The organism is Mesorhizobium sp. B2-3-6, from assembly GCF_006442305.1.
Taxonomy (GTDB): Bacteria; Pseudomonadota; Alphaproteobacteria; order Rhizobiales; family Rhizobiaceae; genus Mesorhizobium.
This window is the reverse complement of record NZ_VFVW01000003.1, coordinates 230435-244332: the sequence shown is the minus strand read 5'-3', so window position 1 is coordinate 244332 and position 13898 is coordinate 230435. Positions and strand designations below refer to the sequence as shown.

Annotated in this window: 18 protein-coding genes; 6 read left to right on the top strand and 12 right to left on the bottom strand. The window is 62.1% G+C overall.

Going from position 1 to position 13898, the window contains the following annotated elements:
• Positions 1-18 precede the first annotated feature (18 nt).
• Together mnmA and FJ953_RS10405 are read right to left on the bottom strand one after the other, a co-directional pair.
• Positions 19-1209: a tRNA 2-thiouridine(34) synthase MnmA gene (mnmA, locus tag FJ953_RS10410; RefSeq protein WP_140496104.1), complete on the bottom strand. Its 1191-nt coding sequence runs from the start codon at positions 1207-1209 to the stop codon at positions 19-21.
• The gene (locus FJ953_RS10405) at positions 1206-1400 is read right to left on the bottom strand and encodes a hypothetical protein (RefSeq protein ID WP_140518053.1); all 195 of its coding nucleotides are present in this window, start codon (positions 1398-1400) and stop codon (positions 1206-1208) included. The genes mnmA and FJ953_RS10405 overlap by 4 nt, the downstream gene beginning before the upstream one ends.
• A gap of 98 nt (positions 1401-1498) precedes the next feature.
• Between FJ953_RS10405 and FJ953_RS10400 the strand changes: the two genes are divergently transcribed.
• Positions 1499-1774 (top strand): DUF1153 domain-containing protein, encoded by a 276-nt coding sequence (locus tag FJ953_RS10400; protein ID WP_006203587.1) that lies wholly within the window; start codon positions 1499-1501, stop codon positions 1772-1774.
• 67 nt (positions 1775-1841) lie between these two features.
• On the opposite strand, the gene FJ953_RS10395 is transcribed toward FJ953_RS10400, so the two are convergent.
• On the bottom strand, positions 1842-2768 hold the full coding sequence (locus FJ953_RS10395) for an NADP-dependent oxidoreductase (protein WP_140518054.1): 927 nt from the start codon (positions 2766-2768) through the stop codon (positions 1842-1844).
• An 89-nt stretch (positions 2769-2857) separates the two neighbouring features.
• Between FJ953_RS10395 and FJ953_RS10390 the strand changes: the two genes are divergently transcribed.
• On the top strand, positions 2858-3256 hold the full coding sequence (locus FJ953_RS10390; protein WP_140496102.1) for a helix-turn-helix domain-containing protein: 399 nt from the start codon (positions 2858-2860) through the stop codon (positions 3254-3256).
• Between the two features lie 61 nt (positions 3257-3317).
• Here the strand turns inward: FJ953_RS10390 and FJ953_RS10385 are convergent, their stop codons facing one another.
• Complete coding sequence (locus FJ953_RS10385; protein ID WP_140496101.1) at positions 3318-3695, bottom strand: flagellar export protein FliJ; 378 nt, start codon at positions 3693-3695, stop codon at positions 3318-3320.
• Between the two features lie 451 nt (positions 3696-4146).
• On the opposite strand from FJ953_RS10385, the gene ctrA reads away from it, so the two are divergent.
• Complete coding sequence (gene ctrA, locus FJ953_RS10380; RefSeq protein WP_006203583.1) at positions 4147-4842, top strand: cell cycle two-component system response regulator CtrA; 696 nt, start codon at positions 4147-4149, stop codon at positions 4840-4842.
• 90 nt (positions 4843-4932) lie between these two features.
• On the opposite strand, the gene FJ953_RS10375 is transcribed toward ctrA, so the two are convergent.
• Entirely contained in the window at positions 4933-5301 is a 369-nt protein-coding gene (locus FJ953_RS10375) for a response regulator (protein ID WP_140496100.1), read from the bottom strand.
• Positions 5302-5543: 242 nt separating this feature from the next.
• Positions 5544-6173: a histidine phosphotransferase family protein gene (locus FJ953_RS10370; RefSeq protein WP_140564027.1), complete on the bottom strand. Its 630-nt coding sequence runs from the start codon at positions 6171-6173 to the stop codon at positions 5544-5546.
• 386 nt (positions 6174-6559) lie between these two features.
• On the opposite strand from FJ953_RS10370, the gene FJ953_RS10365 reads away from it, so the two are divergent.
• Positions 6560-7096 (top strand): EipA family protein, encoded by a 537-nt coding sequence (locus FJ953_RS10365; protein ID WP_224704666.1) that lies wholly within the window; start codon positions 6560-6562, stop codon positions 7094-7096.
• A 187-nt stretch (positions 7097-7283) separates the two neighbouring features.
• On the top strand, positions 7284-8432 hold the full coding sequence (locus FJ953_RS10360; protein ID WP_140496098.1) for a hypothetical protein: 1149 nt from the start codon (positions 7284-7286) through the stop codon (positions 8430-8432).
• A 2-nt stretch (positions 8433-8434) separates the two neighbouring features.
• Here the strand turns inward: FJ953_RS10360 and FJ953_RS10355 are convergent, their stop codons facing one another.
• The 5 genes from FJ953_RS10355 to FJ953_RS10335 form a co-directional block, all read right to left on the bottom strand.
• Positions 8435-9238, bottom strand: a complete 804-nt coding sequence (locus tag FJ953_RS10355; RefSeq protein ID WP_140524945.1) for an RNA methyltransferase — start codon at positions 9236-9238, stop codon at positions 8435-8437.
• Between the two features lie 139 nt (positions 9239-9377).
• Positions 9378-9722, bottom strand: a complete 345-nt coding sequence (locus tag FJ953_RS10350) for a metalloregulator ArsR/SmtB family transcription factor (RefSeq protein ID WP_140496438.1) — start codon at positions 9720-9722, stop codon at positions 9378-9380.
• A 156-nt stretch (positions 9723-9878) separates the two neighbouring features.
• Positions 9879-10658 (bottom strand): HugZ family protein, encoded by a 780-nt coding sequence (locus tag FJ953_RS10345; protein WP_140582207.1) that lies wholly within the window; start codon positions 10656-10658, stop codon positions 9879-9881.
• 67 nt (positions 10659-10725) lie between these two features.
• A complete protein-coding gene (locus FJ953_RS10340; protein WP_140556150.1) occupies positions 10726-11487 on the bottom strand; it encodes a 3-hydroxyacyl-CoA dehydrogenase in 762 nt (253 codons plus the stop codon).
• Between the two features lie 59 nt (positions 11488-11546).
• Complete coding sequence (locus FJ953_RS10335; protein ID WP_140496094.1) at positions 11547-12083, bottom strand: N-acetyltransferase; 537 nt, start codon at positions 12081-12083, stop codon at positions 11547-11549.
• 287 nt (positions 12084-12370) lie between these two features.
• Between FJ953_RS10335 and FJ953_RS10330 the strand changes: the two genes are divergently transcribed.
• Positions 12371-13369, top strand: a complete 999-nt coding sequence (locus tag FJ953_RS10330; protein ID WP_140624204.1) for a glutathione S-transferase family protein — start codon at positions 12371-12373, stop codon at positions 13367-13369.
• Between the two features lies 1 nt (position 13370).
• Here the strand turns inward: FJ953_RS10330 and FJ953_RS10325 are convergent, their stop codons facing one another.
• A complete protein-coding gene (locus FJ953_RS10325) occupies positions 13371-13868 on the bottom strand; it encodes an NUDIX domain-containing protein (RefSeq protein ID WP_140556147.1) in 498 nt (165 codons plus the stop codon).
• Positions 13869-13898: the final 30 nt, after the last annotated feature.

The window sequence follows — 13898 nt, the reverse complement described above, 5'->3', positions numbered from 1 at the left end:
CGGCGGAGAGATCGTTGCCTACTCGGCGGGAACCTGCGCCGGTGACGCGGCAAGTCGGCTCAACATCGCCTCGGCCTCGGCGCCGCGCTCGGAGCGTTCGATGAAGCCGCCGCCGAACACGCGGGCCTCGTTGCCGTCGTCGGAATAGAGCACGCAAGCCTGTCCAGGCGCGATACCGGACTCGCCATCGGCCAATTCGACCGATGTGACGCCCGCCTCGTGACGCAGCATCGCCGGGCGTGGCGGCCTGGTCGAGCGAACCTTGGCGAACAGTTCCAGCCCGCCCGCGGGCATGTCGGCCAGCGCGCCGTCACCAAGCCAGTTCATGTTGCGCAGGTAGATCTTGTGCGTCTCCAGCGCTTCGCGCGGCCCGACCACGACACGGGCGCGCTCGGCGTCGAGATGGACGACATAGAGCGGCTCGCCGGAGGCCACGCCGATGCCGCGGCGCTGGCCGATGGTGTAGCGCAGAATGCCTTCATGGCGGCCGAGCACCCGGCCGTCGATATGGACGATGTCACCCGGATTGGCGGCCGTCGGCTTCAGCTTGGCAATGATGTCGGAATATTTGCCCTGGGGCACGAAGCAGATGTCCTGGCTGTCCTGCTTGGCGGCTACCGTCAGGCCCATCTCCTCGGCAATGGCGCGAACCTGCGGCTTCGGCAGGCCGCCGAGCGGAAAGCGCAGATAATCTATCTGCGCCTGCGTGGTGGCGAAGAGGAAATAGCTCTGGTCGCGATCGGCGTCGACCGGCCTATAGAGCGCGCGATGGGCGCCATTGGCGCCGGAGCGAATGTAGTGGCCCGTGGCCAGCGCGTCGGCGCCGAGATCCTTGGCGGTGGCCAGCAGATCAGCGAACTTCACCGTCTGGTTGCAGGAAACGCAAGGGATCGGCGTCTCGCCGGCGACATAGCTCTCAGCGAAGGGATCGATGACCGCCTTGCGGAAGCGCTCTTCGTAGTCGAGCACATAATGCGGAATGCCGAGCGTCTCGGAAACGCGGCGGGCGTCATCGATATCCTGCCCGGCACAGCAGGACCCGGCCCGGTGCGTCGCGGCGCCATGATCGTAAAGCTGCAAGGTGACGCCGACGACATCATAACCCTCGCGCTTCAAGAGACCCGCGACGACGGACGAATCGACGCCGCCCGACATGGCGACGACGATACGGGTGTTTTCGGGACGTCCGGGAAGATCGAGGCTGTTCATGGTTCTTTCGTTCTGCGCGGCGCTTGCATGCCAATGACGCGAATATAGGTCAAGCTTGGCGGCTGCGCCAGCTTGCGGGAACCGATCGGCGGGCAACTGCCGGCCCGGTGACCGCGCAGATTTTTCGAGCGAATCCGGAACTTCCCGGCAGATATTTCAAATGTTTGCGAAAAGACTAACGCGGCGTTCATGATCATTACCTAGCTGTTAGGGTCTGCTTAGGCAATTTTTAAAGCTGTGGCGGTAACGTGGTGGGGATTGGGTCTTTGAGTTTTTTGTAGAGAGTACGATGACCGATCTGGTTAGACCGCGAGTCAAATATGTTATCGGGCCTGACGGCAGCCCTCTCACAATTGCCGATCTGCCGCCGACGAATACACGTCGCTGGGTTATCCGGCGCAAGGCGGAAGTGGTTGCAGCGGTGCGCGGCGGGCTTTTGAGCCTCGAGGAGGCATGCCAGCGCTACAAGCTGACCACCGAGGAGTTCCTGTCCTGGCAGGCCTCGATCGACGAATACGGCCTCGCCGGGCTGCGCACGACGCGCATCCAGCAATACCGGCACTGACGCTCAAGAATCTGCAAAAGGGCGCGAAGTTCGCGCCCTTTTGGTTTCTTGACAGCATTTGCGCGTTTCAGACCGTCAGCACCACCTTGCCGACCGGCTTGCTGGCGAGGAAAGCGTGCGCGGCGCCGGCCTGTTCTAGCGGGAAGGTCTTTGCCACATGCACGGTAAGCTTTCCCGCATCGACGAGCCTGCCAAGTTCCAGCAGGCCTTCGCGGTCGGGAACAACGGACATGCGTTCGACGCGGATGCTTCGCGCCTTGGCATCCGCCCTGGTCTTGTCGCTGATGTCGAGCAGTGACACCAGCACGCCGCCGTCCCTGAGCACCTTCAACGATTGATGGGCGTGCTCGCCGCCCACCGTCTCGAGCACCAGGTCGATGTCCTTCGCCTTGTCGGTAAAATCATCCTTGGTGTAGTCGATGACCTCGTCGGCGCCGAGCTTGTGGACGAAATCCAATTTTTCCGTGCTGGCGGTGGCGGCAACCCAGGCGCCGCCCGCCTTGGCGACCTGCACCGCCAGATGGCCGACGCCGCCGGCCCCGGCGTGGACCAGCACGCGCTGGCCGGCTTTTATCGCGCCATGACGCACGAGGCCTTGCCAGGCGGTGAGGCCGGCCAGCGGCAATGCGCCTGCCTGGACGTAATCGGCGTGCGCGGGCTTGCGCGCGATTTCATCGGCGGGCACCGCGGCCAGTTCGGCATAGGCTGCCGCCTGCTTTGGGAAGCGCGGCATGCCGAACACCGCGTCACCTGGATTCAGGCCGCTGACACCAGGCCCCAGCGCCTCGACGGTTCCCGAAAGGTCCCAGCCGAGGATGAAGGGTGGTTCGCCGAGCAGCGGGTAATAGCCGGCGCGCACGGCGCCATCGACCGGATTGATCCCGGCCGCCTTGATGCGGACCAGCACTTCGCCGGCGTTGGGCGAGGGCGCCGGGCGCTCGGCGATGACAAGGACATCGGGTCCGCCGACGGAATTCTGGATAATGGCACGCATAAGATTTCTCCTGATTGATCGGTCCCACTATCATTTGGAGAGTAATAGTCTCTTGTCCAGTATATACCTTTTTGATATATAGGCACCGTATGGATAGTGATCTCGACTCCCCCTACGGCTATGATGCATTCCGGCGGACCTGTCCCTCGCACACGGTGCTGGAGACGCTGGCCAGCAAGTGGGTTTACCTGGTTGTTTGTGCGCTGCGCCAAGGCCGGCAGCGCAATGGCGAGCTTGCCCGCAAGCTCGAAGGCATTACGCCGAAGATGCTGACGCAGACGTTGCGCGTGCTCGAGCGCGACGGCCTGGTGCGGCGCGAGGTGTTCGCGGTCGTCCCGCCTCGGGTCGAATATGAATTGACCGAACTTGGCCAGAATCTGGCGGGATTGCTCAACCAGATCAGATCCTGGTCGGAACAACACGTTCCCGACATCAAGGAGGCCCGGGCGCGAGCTGCGGCCGTGAATGAAGGGGAGTGGGCCGTTTAGCGCTCGCCCAATGCGTTGCGCGCCCGCTTGGACGTGCTCAAAGACGCGGATATCGGGCGGTTCAGCCGATCATCGCGCTACGACCGCCAGTTTCGGCCTCGCGAATCTTGGTGTCGCGCGATTCGAGCATTTCCGCCTTGGAAAGCTCCGCTTCAGCTTCGCCGAGTAATGATTCGGCGGCGCTTCGCTGCTGGGCGAGGTCGCCTTGCGAATTTCTGAGGTTGTCGCGGCGCAAACGGGCCGCCTTGGCGAAGGTCGGATAGGCGAAATGATTGATGTCGGTGATACCGGCCTTCTTTTCCTCGGCGCTGATCTGAAGCTCCAGCTCGGCGGCCATGCGTTCGAATTCGGCGATCATCATGTCGAGCTGCAGCAGCTGCCGCCGCTTCTCATTCACCTGAAACTGTTTCAGCCGAACGAGGTTTTCACGTGACTTCATGATTCGGTACTCCCGGAAACGCACACCTGCACATATCGTCCAAACCACTTGGAAAGGCCCAAGCGCTGCCCGTGTCCACCGGCTTTCCCCGCACTATGGGAAACAAAACCCTAAAGTTTTTTGCCGACGGTAACCATTCGTTTACGGGCATTGTTAATCATACGGGTCAGGACTTAAGGCCGGGTAAAAATCCGGCTGGCGACATGGAAGCGATGTCGATGAGTCCCTGGAGTCACTTAGTCCAGGTTTTTAATGTGTTGCATTAGCGGTTTGGTCCTGTGATTCGTCATTAAATTCAAGAGGGTGTAGAAAGTGGTTAAAAAATCTGGTACCGTCATCGACGCGGAATTAGGTTTTGTTAACCATTCCATGGCAGCCTCTGCACCAGGCAATCACTGCTCCGGTCCCGGATGGGTCGCAAGATGGTCCGGCAGCAGAAAAGGGGAATGAAATGCGTGTTCTGCTGATAGAAGATGACAGTGCAACCGCACAAAGCATCGAGCTGATGCTGAAATCGGAAAGCTTCAACGTCTATACGACCGACCTCGGCGAAGAGGGTGTCGATCTGGGCAAGCTCTACGACTACGACATCATCCTTCTCGACCTCAACCTACCCGATATGTCCGGCTACGAGGTCTTGAGAACGCTTCGTCTCTCCAAGGTGAAGACGCCGATCCTCATCCTTTCCGGCATGGCCGGCATCGAGGACAAGGTGCGCGGCCTCGGCTTCGGCGCAGACGATTACATGACCAAGCCTTTCCACAAGGACGAGCTGGTGGCGCGCATCCATGCCATCGTGCGCCGTTCGAAGGGACATGCCCAATCGGTCATCACCACCGGCGACCTGGTGGTCAATCTCGATGCCAAGACCGTCGAAGTCGGCGGCCAGCGCGTGCACCTTACCGGCAAGGAATACCAGATGCTGGAGCTGCTCTCGCTGCGCAAGGGCACCACGCTCACCAAGGAAATGTTCCTCAACCACCTCTATGGCGGCATGGACGAGCCGGAACTGAAGATCATCGACGTCTTCATCTGCAAGCTGCGCAAGAAGCTCGATGCGGCGTCCGGCGGCCAGAATTACATCGAGACGGTCTGGGGCCGCGGCTATGTGCTGCGCGAACCGGAAGACATCCGCGTCAGCGCCTGAGCGACGGCTGCCCGATCGAAATTCCAAACAAAAACCCGGCGTCAGCCGGGTTTTTGCGTCATAGACCGGTGGTAACCGCGGTCCGATGGATCAGGCAGCGATCTTCAGGGTGCGAAAACGCTCGAGTAGCTGCGGGCGGTTGAACGGCTTCAACAGATAGCCTTGGGCGCCGGCGCGTTTGGCTCGCATGATCGAGGCGATGTCCAGTTCGACCAGCGAGATCAGGATCTGCGGCTTGGTCGGGCTTTCCATGGCGCGCACGCGCCGGATCAGGTCGACCGCCTGTACATCCGGCAGTGCACCGTCGACGACGATGATATCAGGCATATCGGCGGCGCACATCTCCAGCGCGTCAAGCCCGCTGGCGGCTTCGATGACCATCATGTCGGAACCGCCCAGGATGCGCTTCGCAACTTTCCTGATGACGCTAGAATCGTCGACGAACATGCAGCGTTTCATTTCCGGGTCCTCTTTGCCTTGTGGCAATCCGGTCGCGTCGGGGTATCTGCCGCACAGCATAGGCCGATCTGGTAAAGAAGCCGAAAAGCCATTAGGTAAAATTTTTGCAAACATGCCGGTTTGCAAGCTTTTCCTTGCAGATGCTTTGGCCCGCGCTGTCAGGCGAAGTTGATCTTCCGTCCGCAGGTCCATTCAACCAATATTACAGAGCTGAAATACTTTGCTGCTGGTTTGTGCGGATCTCAGGCCGCCGAAAGCACGATCTCTTCCGCGGTCGCATGGATCGATATCGTCATGTTGGCCTCCCGCGCCAGAAGCAGCGTATAGTAAGGCTGCACCGAATGCGCGTCGATCGGTTCCTCCGGCTTGTGGCCGGAATGCAGTTCGAGGAATTTCGGCGGCACCCGCAACATGGGGCCGCTCGCCGAAAGCGCGAAGCGAGGCTCGGTCTCGAGATTCTCCAGCGTCACCGAAAGCTTGCCGCCGCGTGGAATGGCGGCGTTGGCGACCAGGATCAGGTTGAGCAGCAGCTTGACCTTGTTTTTGGGCAACAGTGCACGGGTTCCATTCCAGATGAGTTCCGGCTTCTCATTCTTGAGGAAGGCGATAGCGACGGCTTCGGCATCGCCGGTGTCGATCAGCATGCCGGCGGAACCAGCCGCGCCGAAGGCGATGCGGGCGAACTGCAGGCGCGCCGAGGCGTTGCGGGCGCTCTGGCGGATCAGCTTCATGGCGTCCTCGTCGGCGCCGCCTTCATCGAGCAGTTCAAGCCCGTTGTTGATCGCGCCGACAGGCGAGATGATGTCGTGGCAGACCCGGCTGCACAAAAGTGCCGCCAGATCGGGTGCGGAAAGGGTGAAAAGATCGGACATCGGCGAAAATCCCTGCAAAATCCCATAAATCATGGCCGCGCGATCGATCGTCGCCTGCCCATACGAATCACGCTCTCTTCCCAGGCTTTCTGAATACACAGCGCCCGTGCGTGCAGCAACAAACCCAAAATCGCCGTTGGGGCCTATGGCGCGTTCACGCAGGCTGCTTGCCTGTATGAACGACCCCAACAGCCTTCGAACCGCCATCTTCATGTGCGAGTTTAATGGTTGAAAAAGGATTACGGCATAGTTTGCCCCTAACAGCCATCCTTAACGGCCGCCTAAAGAGCCGTACGGGTGCGAGGCGTCGGCGAAAGTGCTCCCTGACGGAGATTGGAAGCATGTTTTCCCGATTCTACGGCCGGAGTTTTCTCCGTGTCCTCTCAATGGCGATCACGCTCCTGGGCGTTCTCGTCTTCTCGACATCGGCCCTGCGGGCCCAGGAGTACACCGCTCAGGAGATTGTCGATTCCGGTCACAAGTTCTTCGGCGCGACATCGGGCGGCCTTGCCACAGTCGTGGAGAAGATTTTTGCTTCCTATGGCTTGCCCAATGGCTATCTGCTTGGCGAGGAGGGATCCGGCGCGCTGATCGGCGGCCTGACCTATGGCGAAGGCACGCTCTACACCAAGAATGCCGGCGACCATAAAGTGTTCTGGCAAGGCCCGTCGCTCGGCTGGGATTTCGGCGGCGAGGGATCGCGGGTGATGATGCTCGTCTATAATCTCGATGACGTCGGCAATCTCTACAACCGTTATGGCGGCGTCGCCGGCTCGGCCTATGTGGTGGCGGGCGTCGGATTCAATGTGCTGAAGAACAACAATGTGCTGCTGGTGCCGATCCGCACCGGCGTCGGCGCCCGGCTCGGCGTCAATCTCGGCTACCTGAAGCTTACCGAACGGGCGACGTGGAATCCGTTCTGACCCGAGGTCACGACCGGAATGTGTATACGCTTCGATAAGAATCCAGATCCGATGACCCATATGCGCCGCGGCGAGCCCTTGCCGCAGCGCCGGATTTCCGTCATGCCAACAGAGTAGCGGTCAAAGGTCGCGACCGGCTTTTGATCCTCGTATTGTTGCATGTCGGCGCGCGATAACGGATAGTCACTTGGTTCAGTCGGTCCTGTTCTTTGCTCTCGGCTTTCTCTGCGCCGGCTTTCTGGCGCTGATGGTGGCTCCGGCCATCTGGCGGCGGGCGGTCGCTCTGACGCGCAAACGCATCGAAGCCTCGATCCCGCTGACGCAAGCCGAAATCGGGGCCGACAAGGACCGGATCCGGGCGGAGTTCGCCATGGCGACGCGCCGCCTCGAGATGAACGTCAAGGCGCTGCGCGAGAAATCGACCGAGCAGCTCATCGAGATCAATCGCGGCCGCGAGGCCCTGAAGGGGCTGGCGCTGGAGCGCATGGACAAGAACCAGGTGCTCGATGAACTGGCCGCCAAGAACGCGGCGCTGCACCAGCGCGAGGATGAACTGCACCGGCTGTCCGAGCGGCTCAAGGAGACCGAACGCAAACTGGAGAAGCGCGCGCTTGAGCTTGAGAAGCTGGAACGCATGTATGACGACGCCAGCTTCTCCTCCAGCAGCCGCCAGATCGAACTTGTGGCGCGCGAATCCGAGTTGCAGAAGCTCGCCAGCGATATCGCGCTGCTGCGCGGCCAGCGCAAGGAGGCGGACAGGCGCAACCAGGAGATCGCGGCCGAAAGCAAGGCCGCGCGTGAGGCGCTGAAGGCCGAGAGGAAAAAAACCGCCGAACTGGACAAGAAAGTCGAACGGTTGCTCGCCGCGCTTGCCGACCGAGAGGAGAAGCTCGAACGCCGCGAGAAAGATCTGGCGCGGCAGCGCGAAAAAGCGAAGGCCGGGGACGGCGCCTCGGCCTTGCGGTTGATCGGCGGGCAGGTACAGGCGGACAGGCGCGACGACGTCGAAACGGCGATCGCCAGGCTCGACGCCGACCGTGAGCGGCTGGAGGCCAGACTGACGGCACTGGCACGCGAGAACAAGCGGCTGAAGGCGGATCTGTCCGCTGCCGAGGCCGCCAGCCCGCAGGGCGATACACGCCACGCAAGTTCCATGTTGCGCGAACAGATGAATGACCTGGCGGCGGAAGTCGTCAACTTGACAGCCAAGCTCGAAGGGCCGGGATCGCCGATCGCCAAGGCGCTGGAGGCGCAGCAGGATGCGCGTCCGAACAGCGGCGGCCGCAGCCTTGCCGACCGCGTGCGGGCATTACAGAAGGCGGCTGCGGCAGATTGAATTCAGGCACCGCCGGCGCAGAAATGATGCAGGGCGATGGCGGATGCCGCCGCGACGTTCAGGCTGTCGAAGCCTTCCGACATGTTGATCCGAACAGTATTGAGACGGGCGAGCAGGCTTTCGGGCAGGCCTTGGCCCTCAGTCCCGAGGTAGAGTGCCAGGCGTTCGGCCGGTTTTGCATCGCGTATGTCTGATGTCCCGCGCGGCGACAGCGCAAATTGGGTAAAGCCACGCCGGTCGAGCGTCGCGGCGAACCGCGCGGTGTCGCTGAACGAGGCGAACGGGACCTTCAAGGCCGCGCCGACCGAAACGCGGATCGCCTTGCGATAGAGCGGATCGCAGCAGGTCGCATCCAAAAGGATCGCGTTGGCGCCGAACGCGGCGGCGTTGCGGAAAATCGAGCCCATGTTGTCATGGTTGGCGATGCCCACGAGCACCACGATCAATGCTCGGGCAGGCAAGCCGTCCAGCAGGGCCTCGGCCAGCTGGGGCGTCTCCTTGCGACCAATGGCAAGAATGCCGCGATGCATGTGAAACCCGGCAATGGCATCCATCACAGCCCCGGCGGCGACATAGACCGGCAGGTCAGGAGATGCCTTGTGCAGGATTTCTTCGAGGCCGGCCAAGCGGTTCTCCAGAACCAGCGCCGATTCGGCACGGAAGCGAGCGGCCGACAGTAGCATGTCGAGCACGACCTTGCCCTCGGCAATGAAGCGGCCCTGTCGGCCGGCGAGGTCACGCTCGCGGATGTCGAGATAGGCGGCGACGCGCGGATCCCGCGGATCGTCGATGTGGACAAGGATCATCTGAGCCTCGGCTGACAATCGGAATCGGTTGCCAAGAACATGATGCGCGGAGGCAGTGTCAAAGTGTATTTTGCGCGCCCGGGATGGACGCACATTGCCGAAGGCCGCTGGTGGCGTAAACGTTTACGCGACCAGCCGTTCAAGTTCCGGCGCGGCGCAGCCTTTGTGCCATCTGGGACAGATCATCCTTGCCGCTGCCGAAAATGCCGTCGAGCGTGGCAAGCAGTTCGCGCACGGCGTCGGATTTGCAGGAGTAGTAAATCATCTGGCGGTCGCGGCGGGTGTCCACAAGGTCCAGCGCCCGCAACTTTGCCAAATGCTGCGACAGGGCGGACTGGCTGAGCATCACCTTCTCGGCGATGGCTCCGACCGACATTTCACCGTCGATCAGATAACTCATGATCAAAAGCCGTTTTTCATTGCCCATCAGCATCAGAAATTCGGCCGCCGATCCAGCGTTGGCGATTAGCTTTGTCGAGATCATCGATCCCCCATGCTCTTTGCTCATCGAGGCACCATGGGGGCAATGGTGCCTGAATCCATAAACTCAGTTGTGAATGGTCGCCAACGAGTCAGCGCCACAGCCAAAGGGTAGAACATTTCATTCAAATCTCAAGCGTTGCTTTTGATCAAACGTAATTTAAGTGCGGTTATTTGGCGACGTTGCCGCCCGGCCGCTCTTGGCCATGTCGACCAAGACGTGCCTCAACTCATGCGCTGTGACCAAGGGCTGCGGAAAGAAGACCCTGCCGGCATCGTCGCCAGAGGCCAGATCCATGCCGTCGGCATCGAACCCGGCGATGACCCAGCCGTCGCCGGATGCCCGGGCAAAATGATGCGCGTAGAGGGCGACGGCGTCGAGATGGTCCGCATTCATGTGGTCGATCGCGGATTGCTCGCTGGCCGCCAGTTCCTCGACGATCGGCCCGTCGGTGATGAGATCGGTGCGATCAAGCAGGTAGGCCTTGCCGAAGCCGCCGTTCAGGCTGGCGCGCTGCGGTTCGAGACGAAAGATCGAAAAGTCGCCGAGGCCGGCATAGAGGCTGGCCTTCGGATTGTGGTTGAGATAGCGGCGTTCGGCGCGTGCATGCGCGTCCGATCCGCGCTCGATCCGCGCTGCCCGGCAGATCAGCGTCAACCGGGGATGCGCGAGCGGGTCGCCCTTGCCCGGCTCGCCGAGCAGCAGCGAACAGCGCGGGTCCGCAAGTATGGCGGGCGTATGGGCCGAAAGCTGCGACACCAGGATCAGCGGCGTGCCGTCGATGTCGGTGGCGACGCCGACCCGACTCGCCAGCGGCGAACCCGTTTGCGGCTCCAACACCGCCAAGGCGCCGAAGCGGGCGCGGCGCATGAGTGTCTTGGCCTGCCGGATCGCCTCGGCGTCGGTCTCGCGGATCACGTCCTTCGTTCGATCGGCCAAAATGCTCGCCCTGCTAAGTTGATTTGGCTATTCCACTTATCAGACGATGGCGCCAGGCTGGCAAGTGCTACTTCGGAGCCATGCGAATGGCGCCATCGAGACGAATGGTCTCGCCGTTGAGCATCTGGTTCTCGATGATGTGCAAGGCAAGGGCCGCATATTCCGACGGCTCGCCGAGGCGCGAGGGGAAGGGCACCGCGGCGCCCAGCGAATCCTGCACCTCCTGCGGCATGCCGGCCATCATCGGCGTCCTGAATATGCCGGGTGCGATGGTGCAGACCCGGATGCCGGAACGGGCAAGATCGCGCGCCACCGGCAGCGTCATGCCGACGACCCCGCCCTTTGATGCCGAATACGCGGCCTGGCCGATCTGGCCGTCATAGGCGGCGACGGATGCGGTGTTGACGACGACGCCGCGCTCGCCGCCCTGCAGCGGGTCGAGCTTCGCGGCGCCGTCGGCGACGAGGCGGATCATGTTGAAAGTGCCGATCAGATTGACTTCGATCACCTTGCGGTACTGATCGAGCGGATGGGGACCATCCTTGCCGATCGTCTTCACGCCGATGGCAATGCCGGCGCAATTGACCAGGATGCGCGGTTCGCCCAGCTTGGCCGCGACCTCGGCAAGCGCGGCAACACCGCTGTCGGCGCTGCCGACATCGCATTGGACGGCGATGCCGCCGATCTCGGCCGCCACCTTGGCCGCCCGATCGACGCCGACATCCAAGATGGCGACGCGGGCGCCCCTGGCGGCCAGCGCGCGCGCCGTCGCCTCGCCAAGGCCGGAGCCGCCGCCGGTAACAACCGCGACCTCGCCGTTTGGATTCATGGCGTCATCCTTTCACATGAGAGTCAGGCGTGGATCAGGCGCGCAATCGGCGCGAATGGTCAAGCCATCGCGGCAAAGTGCTCGGCGACCCTGGCCTGGTCGGCATGGCAGACCTCGCCCGTGAGCCTTGCAACCGCGCCCGGCATGATCTCGTGCGACAGCAGCCTGTCGAGATCGACGGGGCGTGGCATCGATATCTGGCCGCGCGGGATACGCTTGAAGCCGAGCGGTCCATAATAGGGCTCGTCGCCGACCAGCATGACGGCGGGCGCTCGGGCCTTGGCGGCCGCTTCCAGCGCGATCGCCACCAGCCGGCGGCCGATGCCGAGATTCTTGAAGGCTGGCCGCACCGCGAGCGGCCCGAGCATCAGCGCGCGTCCGGCGCCTGCGGCGATGCGGGTCATGCGAACTGATGCGACCACGAGATCGCCGTCCATGGCGACGAAGGACAGCGCGCGTTCATGCCCGCCGGCCTCGCGGATCTTGTAGGCGGCCAGCACAAAACGGCCGGGCCCGAAGGCTTCGTCATTGATGGCTTCGATCTGAGGGTCGTGCGCCGGAGTTTCCGGCAGGTATTCTACGTCGGCAAGGCTCATGGTCTTTGCGTTCCGGTACAGGAGGAAAGGTTTGCTGCAAACGGCAGCATTCGCCAATCAGCGCTTTATCAAGCGTGGGCGCCCTTTCGTCGTCGGTCGAACCGGATCAAAGCAAAATCGAACATGCGGAGTGTCCGCTAGCATCAATTTCCCGCCGCTGCAATCGGCGGTTTTGCAGGTAGAGAGCAACGGGCGCCGCGACGTGCTTGACGATCTGTTCAGCGCCCGGCGATTCCATGCAACGACTTGGAGCCCTACATGATGTCCTAGACAGGAAAGGACAAGCGATGGGATTGCTGGTCGAAGGCAAATGGCAGGACCGCTGGTACGACACCAAAGGCAGCGGCGGCAAATTCGTGCGGGCGCAGTCGCAATGGCGCGACTGGATCACTCGTGACGGGGCGCCTGCCGAAGGCCGCGGCCGCGGCCGCGGCTTCAAGGCGGAGCCCGGTCGCTATCACCTCTATGTCTCGCTTGCCTGTCCCTGGGCGCACCGAACGCTGATCTTCCGGGCGCTGAAGAAGCTTGAAGGCATCATCTCCGTGTCGGTCGTCCATCATTTCATGGGCGCCGATGGCTGGGCGTTCCTGGCGCAGGACGGAGCCACAGGTGACACGCTCTATGGCCTGGACTTCCTGCACCAGATCTACACCAGGGCCGACCCTAACTATTCCGGCCGGGTCACGGTGCCGGTGCTGTGGGATAAAAGGGATGAGACCATCGTCTCCAACGAATCCTCCGAAATCATCCGGATGCTGAATTCAGTTTTCGACGCTTGGGGTGACGCCAACCTCGACTTCTATCCGCAGGCGCTACGCGGCGAGATCGACGCGGTCAATGCACTGGTCTATCCTGCCATCAACAACGGCGTCTATCGCGCTGGCTTCGCCACCACGCAGGCCGCCTACGAGCAAGCGTTCGGGGAGTTGTTCGCCGCGCTCGACACGCTGGAGCATCGGCTGTCGAATCAGCGCTATCTCGTCGGCGAGCGGATCACCGAAGCCGACTGGCGGCTGTTCACCACGCTGGTGCGCTTCGACCCGGTCTATGTCGGCCATTTCAAATGCAATCGGCGCCGCATCGCCGACTATCCCAACCTGTCGAACTATCTGCGCGATCTTTACCAGGTGCCTGGCATAGCCGGCACGGTGAACCTCAATCATATCAAGTCGCACTATTACGGCAGCCACGAAACGATCAACCCGACGCGTATAGTGCCTGTGGGGCCGGAAATTGACTACGGCGCGGGGCATGACAGGGCACGGTTCGCCAAGGCGGCTGCCTGAACTACCAATAGGGTGATGGCGGCTTCCCGCCAAAAACCTCGGCGATGCGCCGCAGCGTTGCCGGGGTCGTACCCTGGGGCAAACGGTCGAGCGGAAAGAAACCGGCCTCGGCGATCTCGCGGTCCGGCAGTTTCGGGGCCGCCTGGCTGAATTTTTCGATCAGGTACAGGCCGACATGGTCGCGGCGGCTGGCGCGGCGGTTGAAATGCATCGAGCGCAGCACCGGCGGAGCGGTCAGCGTGATATTGCCCTCTTCCGCCAGTTCGCGCGCCAGCGCTTCGGCCATCGTCTCGCCGATCTCGACTCCGCCACCGGGAAGCTGCCAGCCCGGCACATAGGTGTGGCGGATGAGGAAGAGGGAGTTGGAGGCCGTTTCGTGGATGAGCCCGCGCACGCCAAGCGTCATTGGCCGCCGCAGCACGAAGTAGAGATGGAACAGCCTGGCTCGCAGCCCCGGCCAGCCGGTCTGGCGCAAAGTGCTCTCGGGATCGGTCGTCATCAGTCGCGAAACCGTGGGTGGAAAGCCGCG

Coding starts and splice junctions, on each gene's coding strand:
- FJ953_RS10355 (WP_140524945.1), bottom strand. CDS start 9,238: ATGATCCTTGTCCACATCGACGATCCGCGGGATCCGCGCGTCGCCGCC.
- FJ953_RS10370 (WP_140564027.1), bottom strand. CDS start 6,173: ATGTCCGATCTTTTCACCCTTTCCGCACCCGATCTGGCGGCACTTTTG.
- FJ953_RS10350 (WP_140496438.1), bottom strand. CDS start 9,722: ATGATCTCGACAAAGCTAATCGCCAACGCTGGATCGGCGGCCGAATTT.
- FJ953_RS10395 (WP_140518054.1), bottom strand. CDS start 2,768: ATGCGTGCCATTATCCAGAATTCCGTCGGCGGACCCGATGTCCTTGTC.
- FJ953_RS10405 (WP_140518053.1), bottom strand. CDS start 1,400: ATGAACGCCGCGTTAGTCTTTTCGCAAACATTTGAAATATCTGCCGGG.
- FJ953_RS10365 (WP_224704666.1), top strand. CDS start 6,560: ATGGCGATCACGCTCCTGGGCGTTCTCGTCTTCTCGACATCGGCCCTG.
- FJ953_RS10385 (WP_140496101.1), bottom strand. CDS start 3,695: ATGAAGTCACGTGAAAACCTCGTTCGGCTGAAACAGTTTCAGGTGAAT.
- FJ953_RS10400 (WP_006203587.1), top strand. CDS start 1,499: ATGACCGATCTGGTTAGACCGCGAGTCAAATATGTTATCGGGCCTGAC.
- mnmA (WP_140496104.1), bottom strand. CDS start 1,209: ATGAACAGCCTCGATCTTCCCGGACGTCCCGAAAACACCCGTATCGTC.
- FJ953_RS10390 (WP_140496102.1), top strand. CDS start 2,858: ATGGATAGTGATCTCGACTCCCCCTACGGCTATGATGCATTCCGGCGG.
- FJ953_RS10330 (WP_140624204.1), top strand. CDS start 12,371: ATGGGATTGCTGGTCGAAGGCAAATGGCAGGACCGCTGGTACGACACC.
- FJ953_RS10325 (WP_140556147.1), bottom strand. CDS start 13,868: ATGACGACCGATCCCGAGAGCACTTTGCGCCAGACCGGCTGGCCGGGG.
- FJ953_RS10335 (WP_140496094.1), bottom strand. CDS start 12,083: ATGAGCCTTGCCGACGTAGAATACCTGCCGGAAACTCCGGCGCACGAC.
- ctrA (WP_006203583.1), top strand. CDS start 4,147: ATGCGTGTTCTGCTGATAGAAGATGACAGTGCAACCGCACAAAGCATC.
- FJ953_RS10340 (WP_140556150.1), bottom strand. CDS start 11,487: ATGAATCCAAACGGCGAGGTCGCGGTTGTTACCGGCGGCGGCTCCGGC.
- FJ953_RS10375 (WP_140496100.1), bottom strand. CDS start 5,301: ATGAAACGCTGCATGTTCGTCGACGATTCTAGCGTCATCAGGAAAGTT.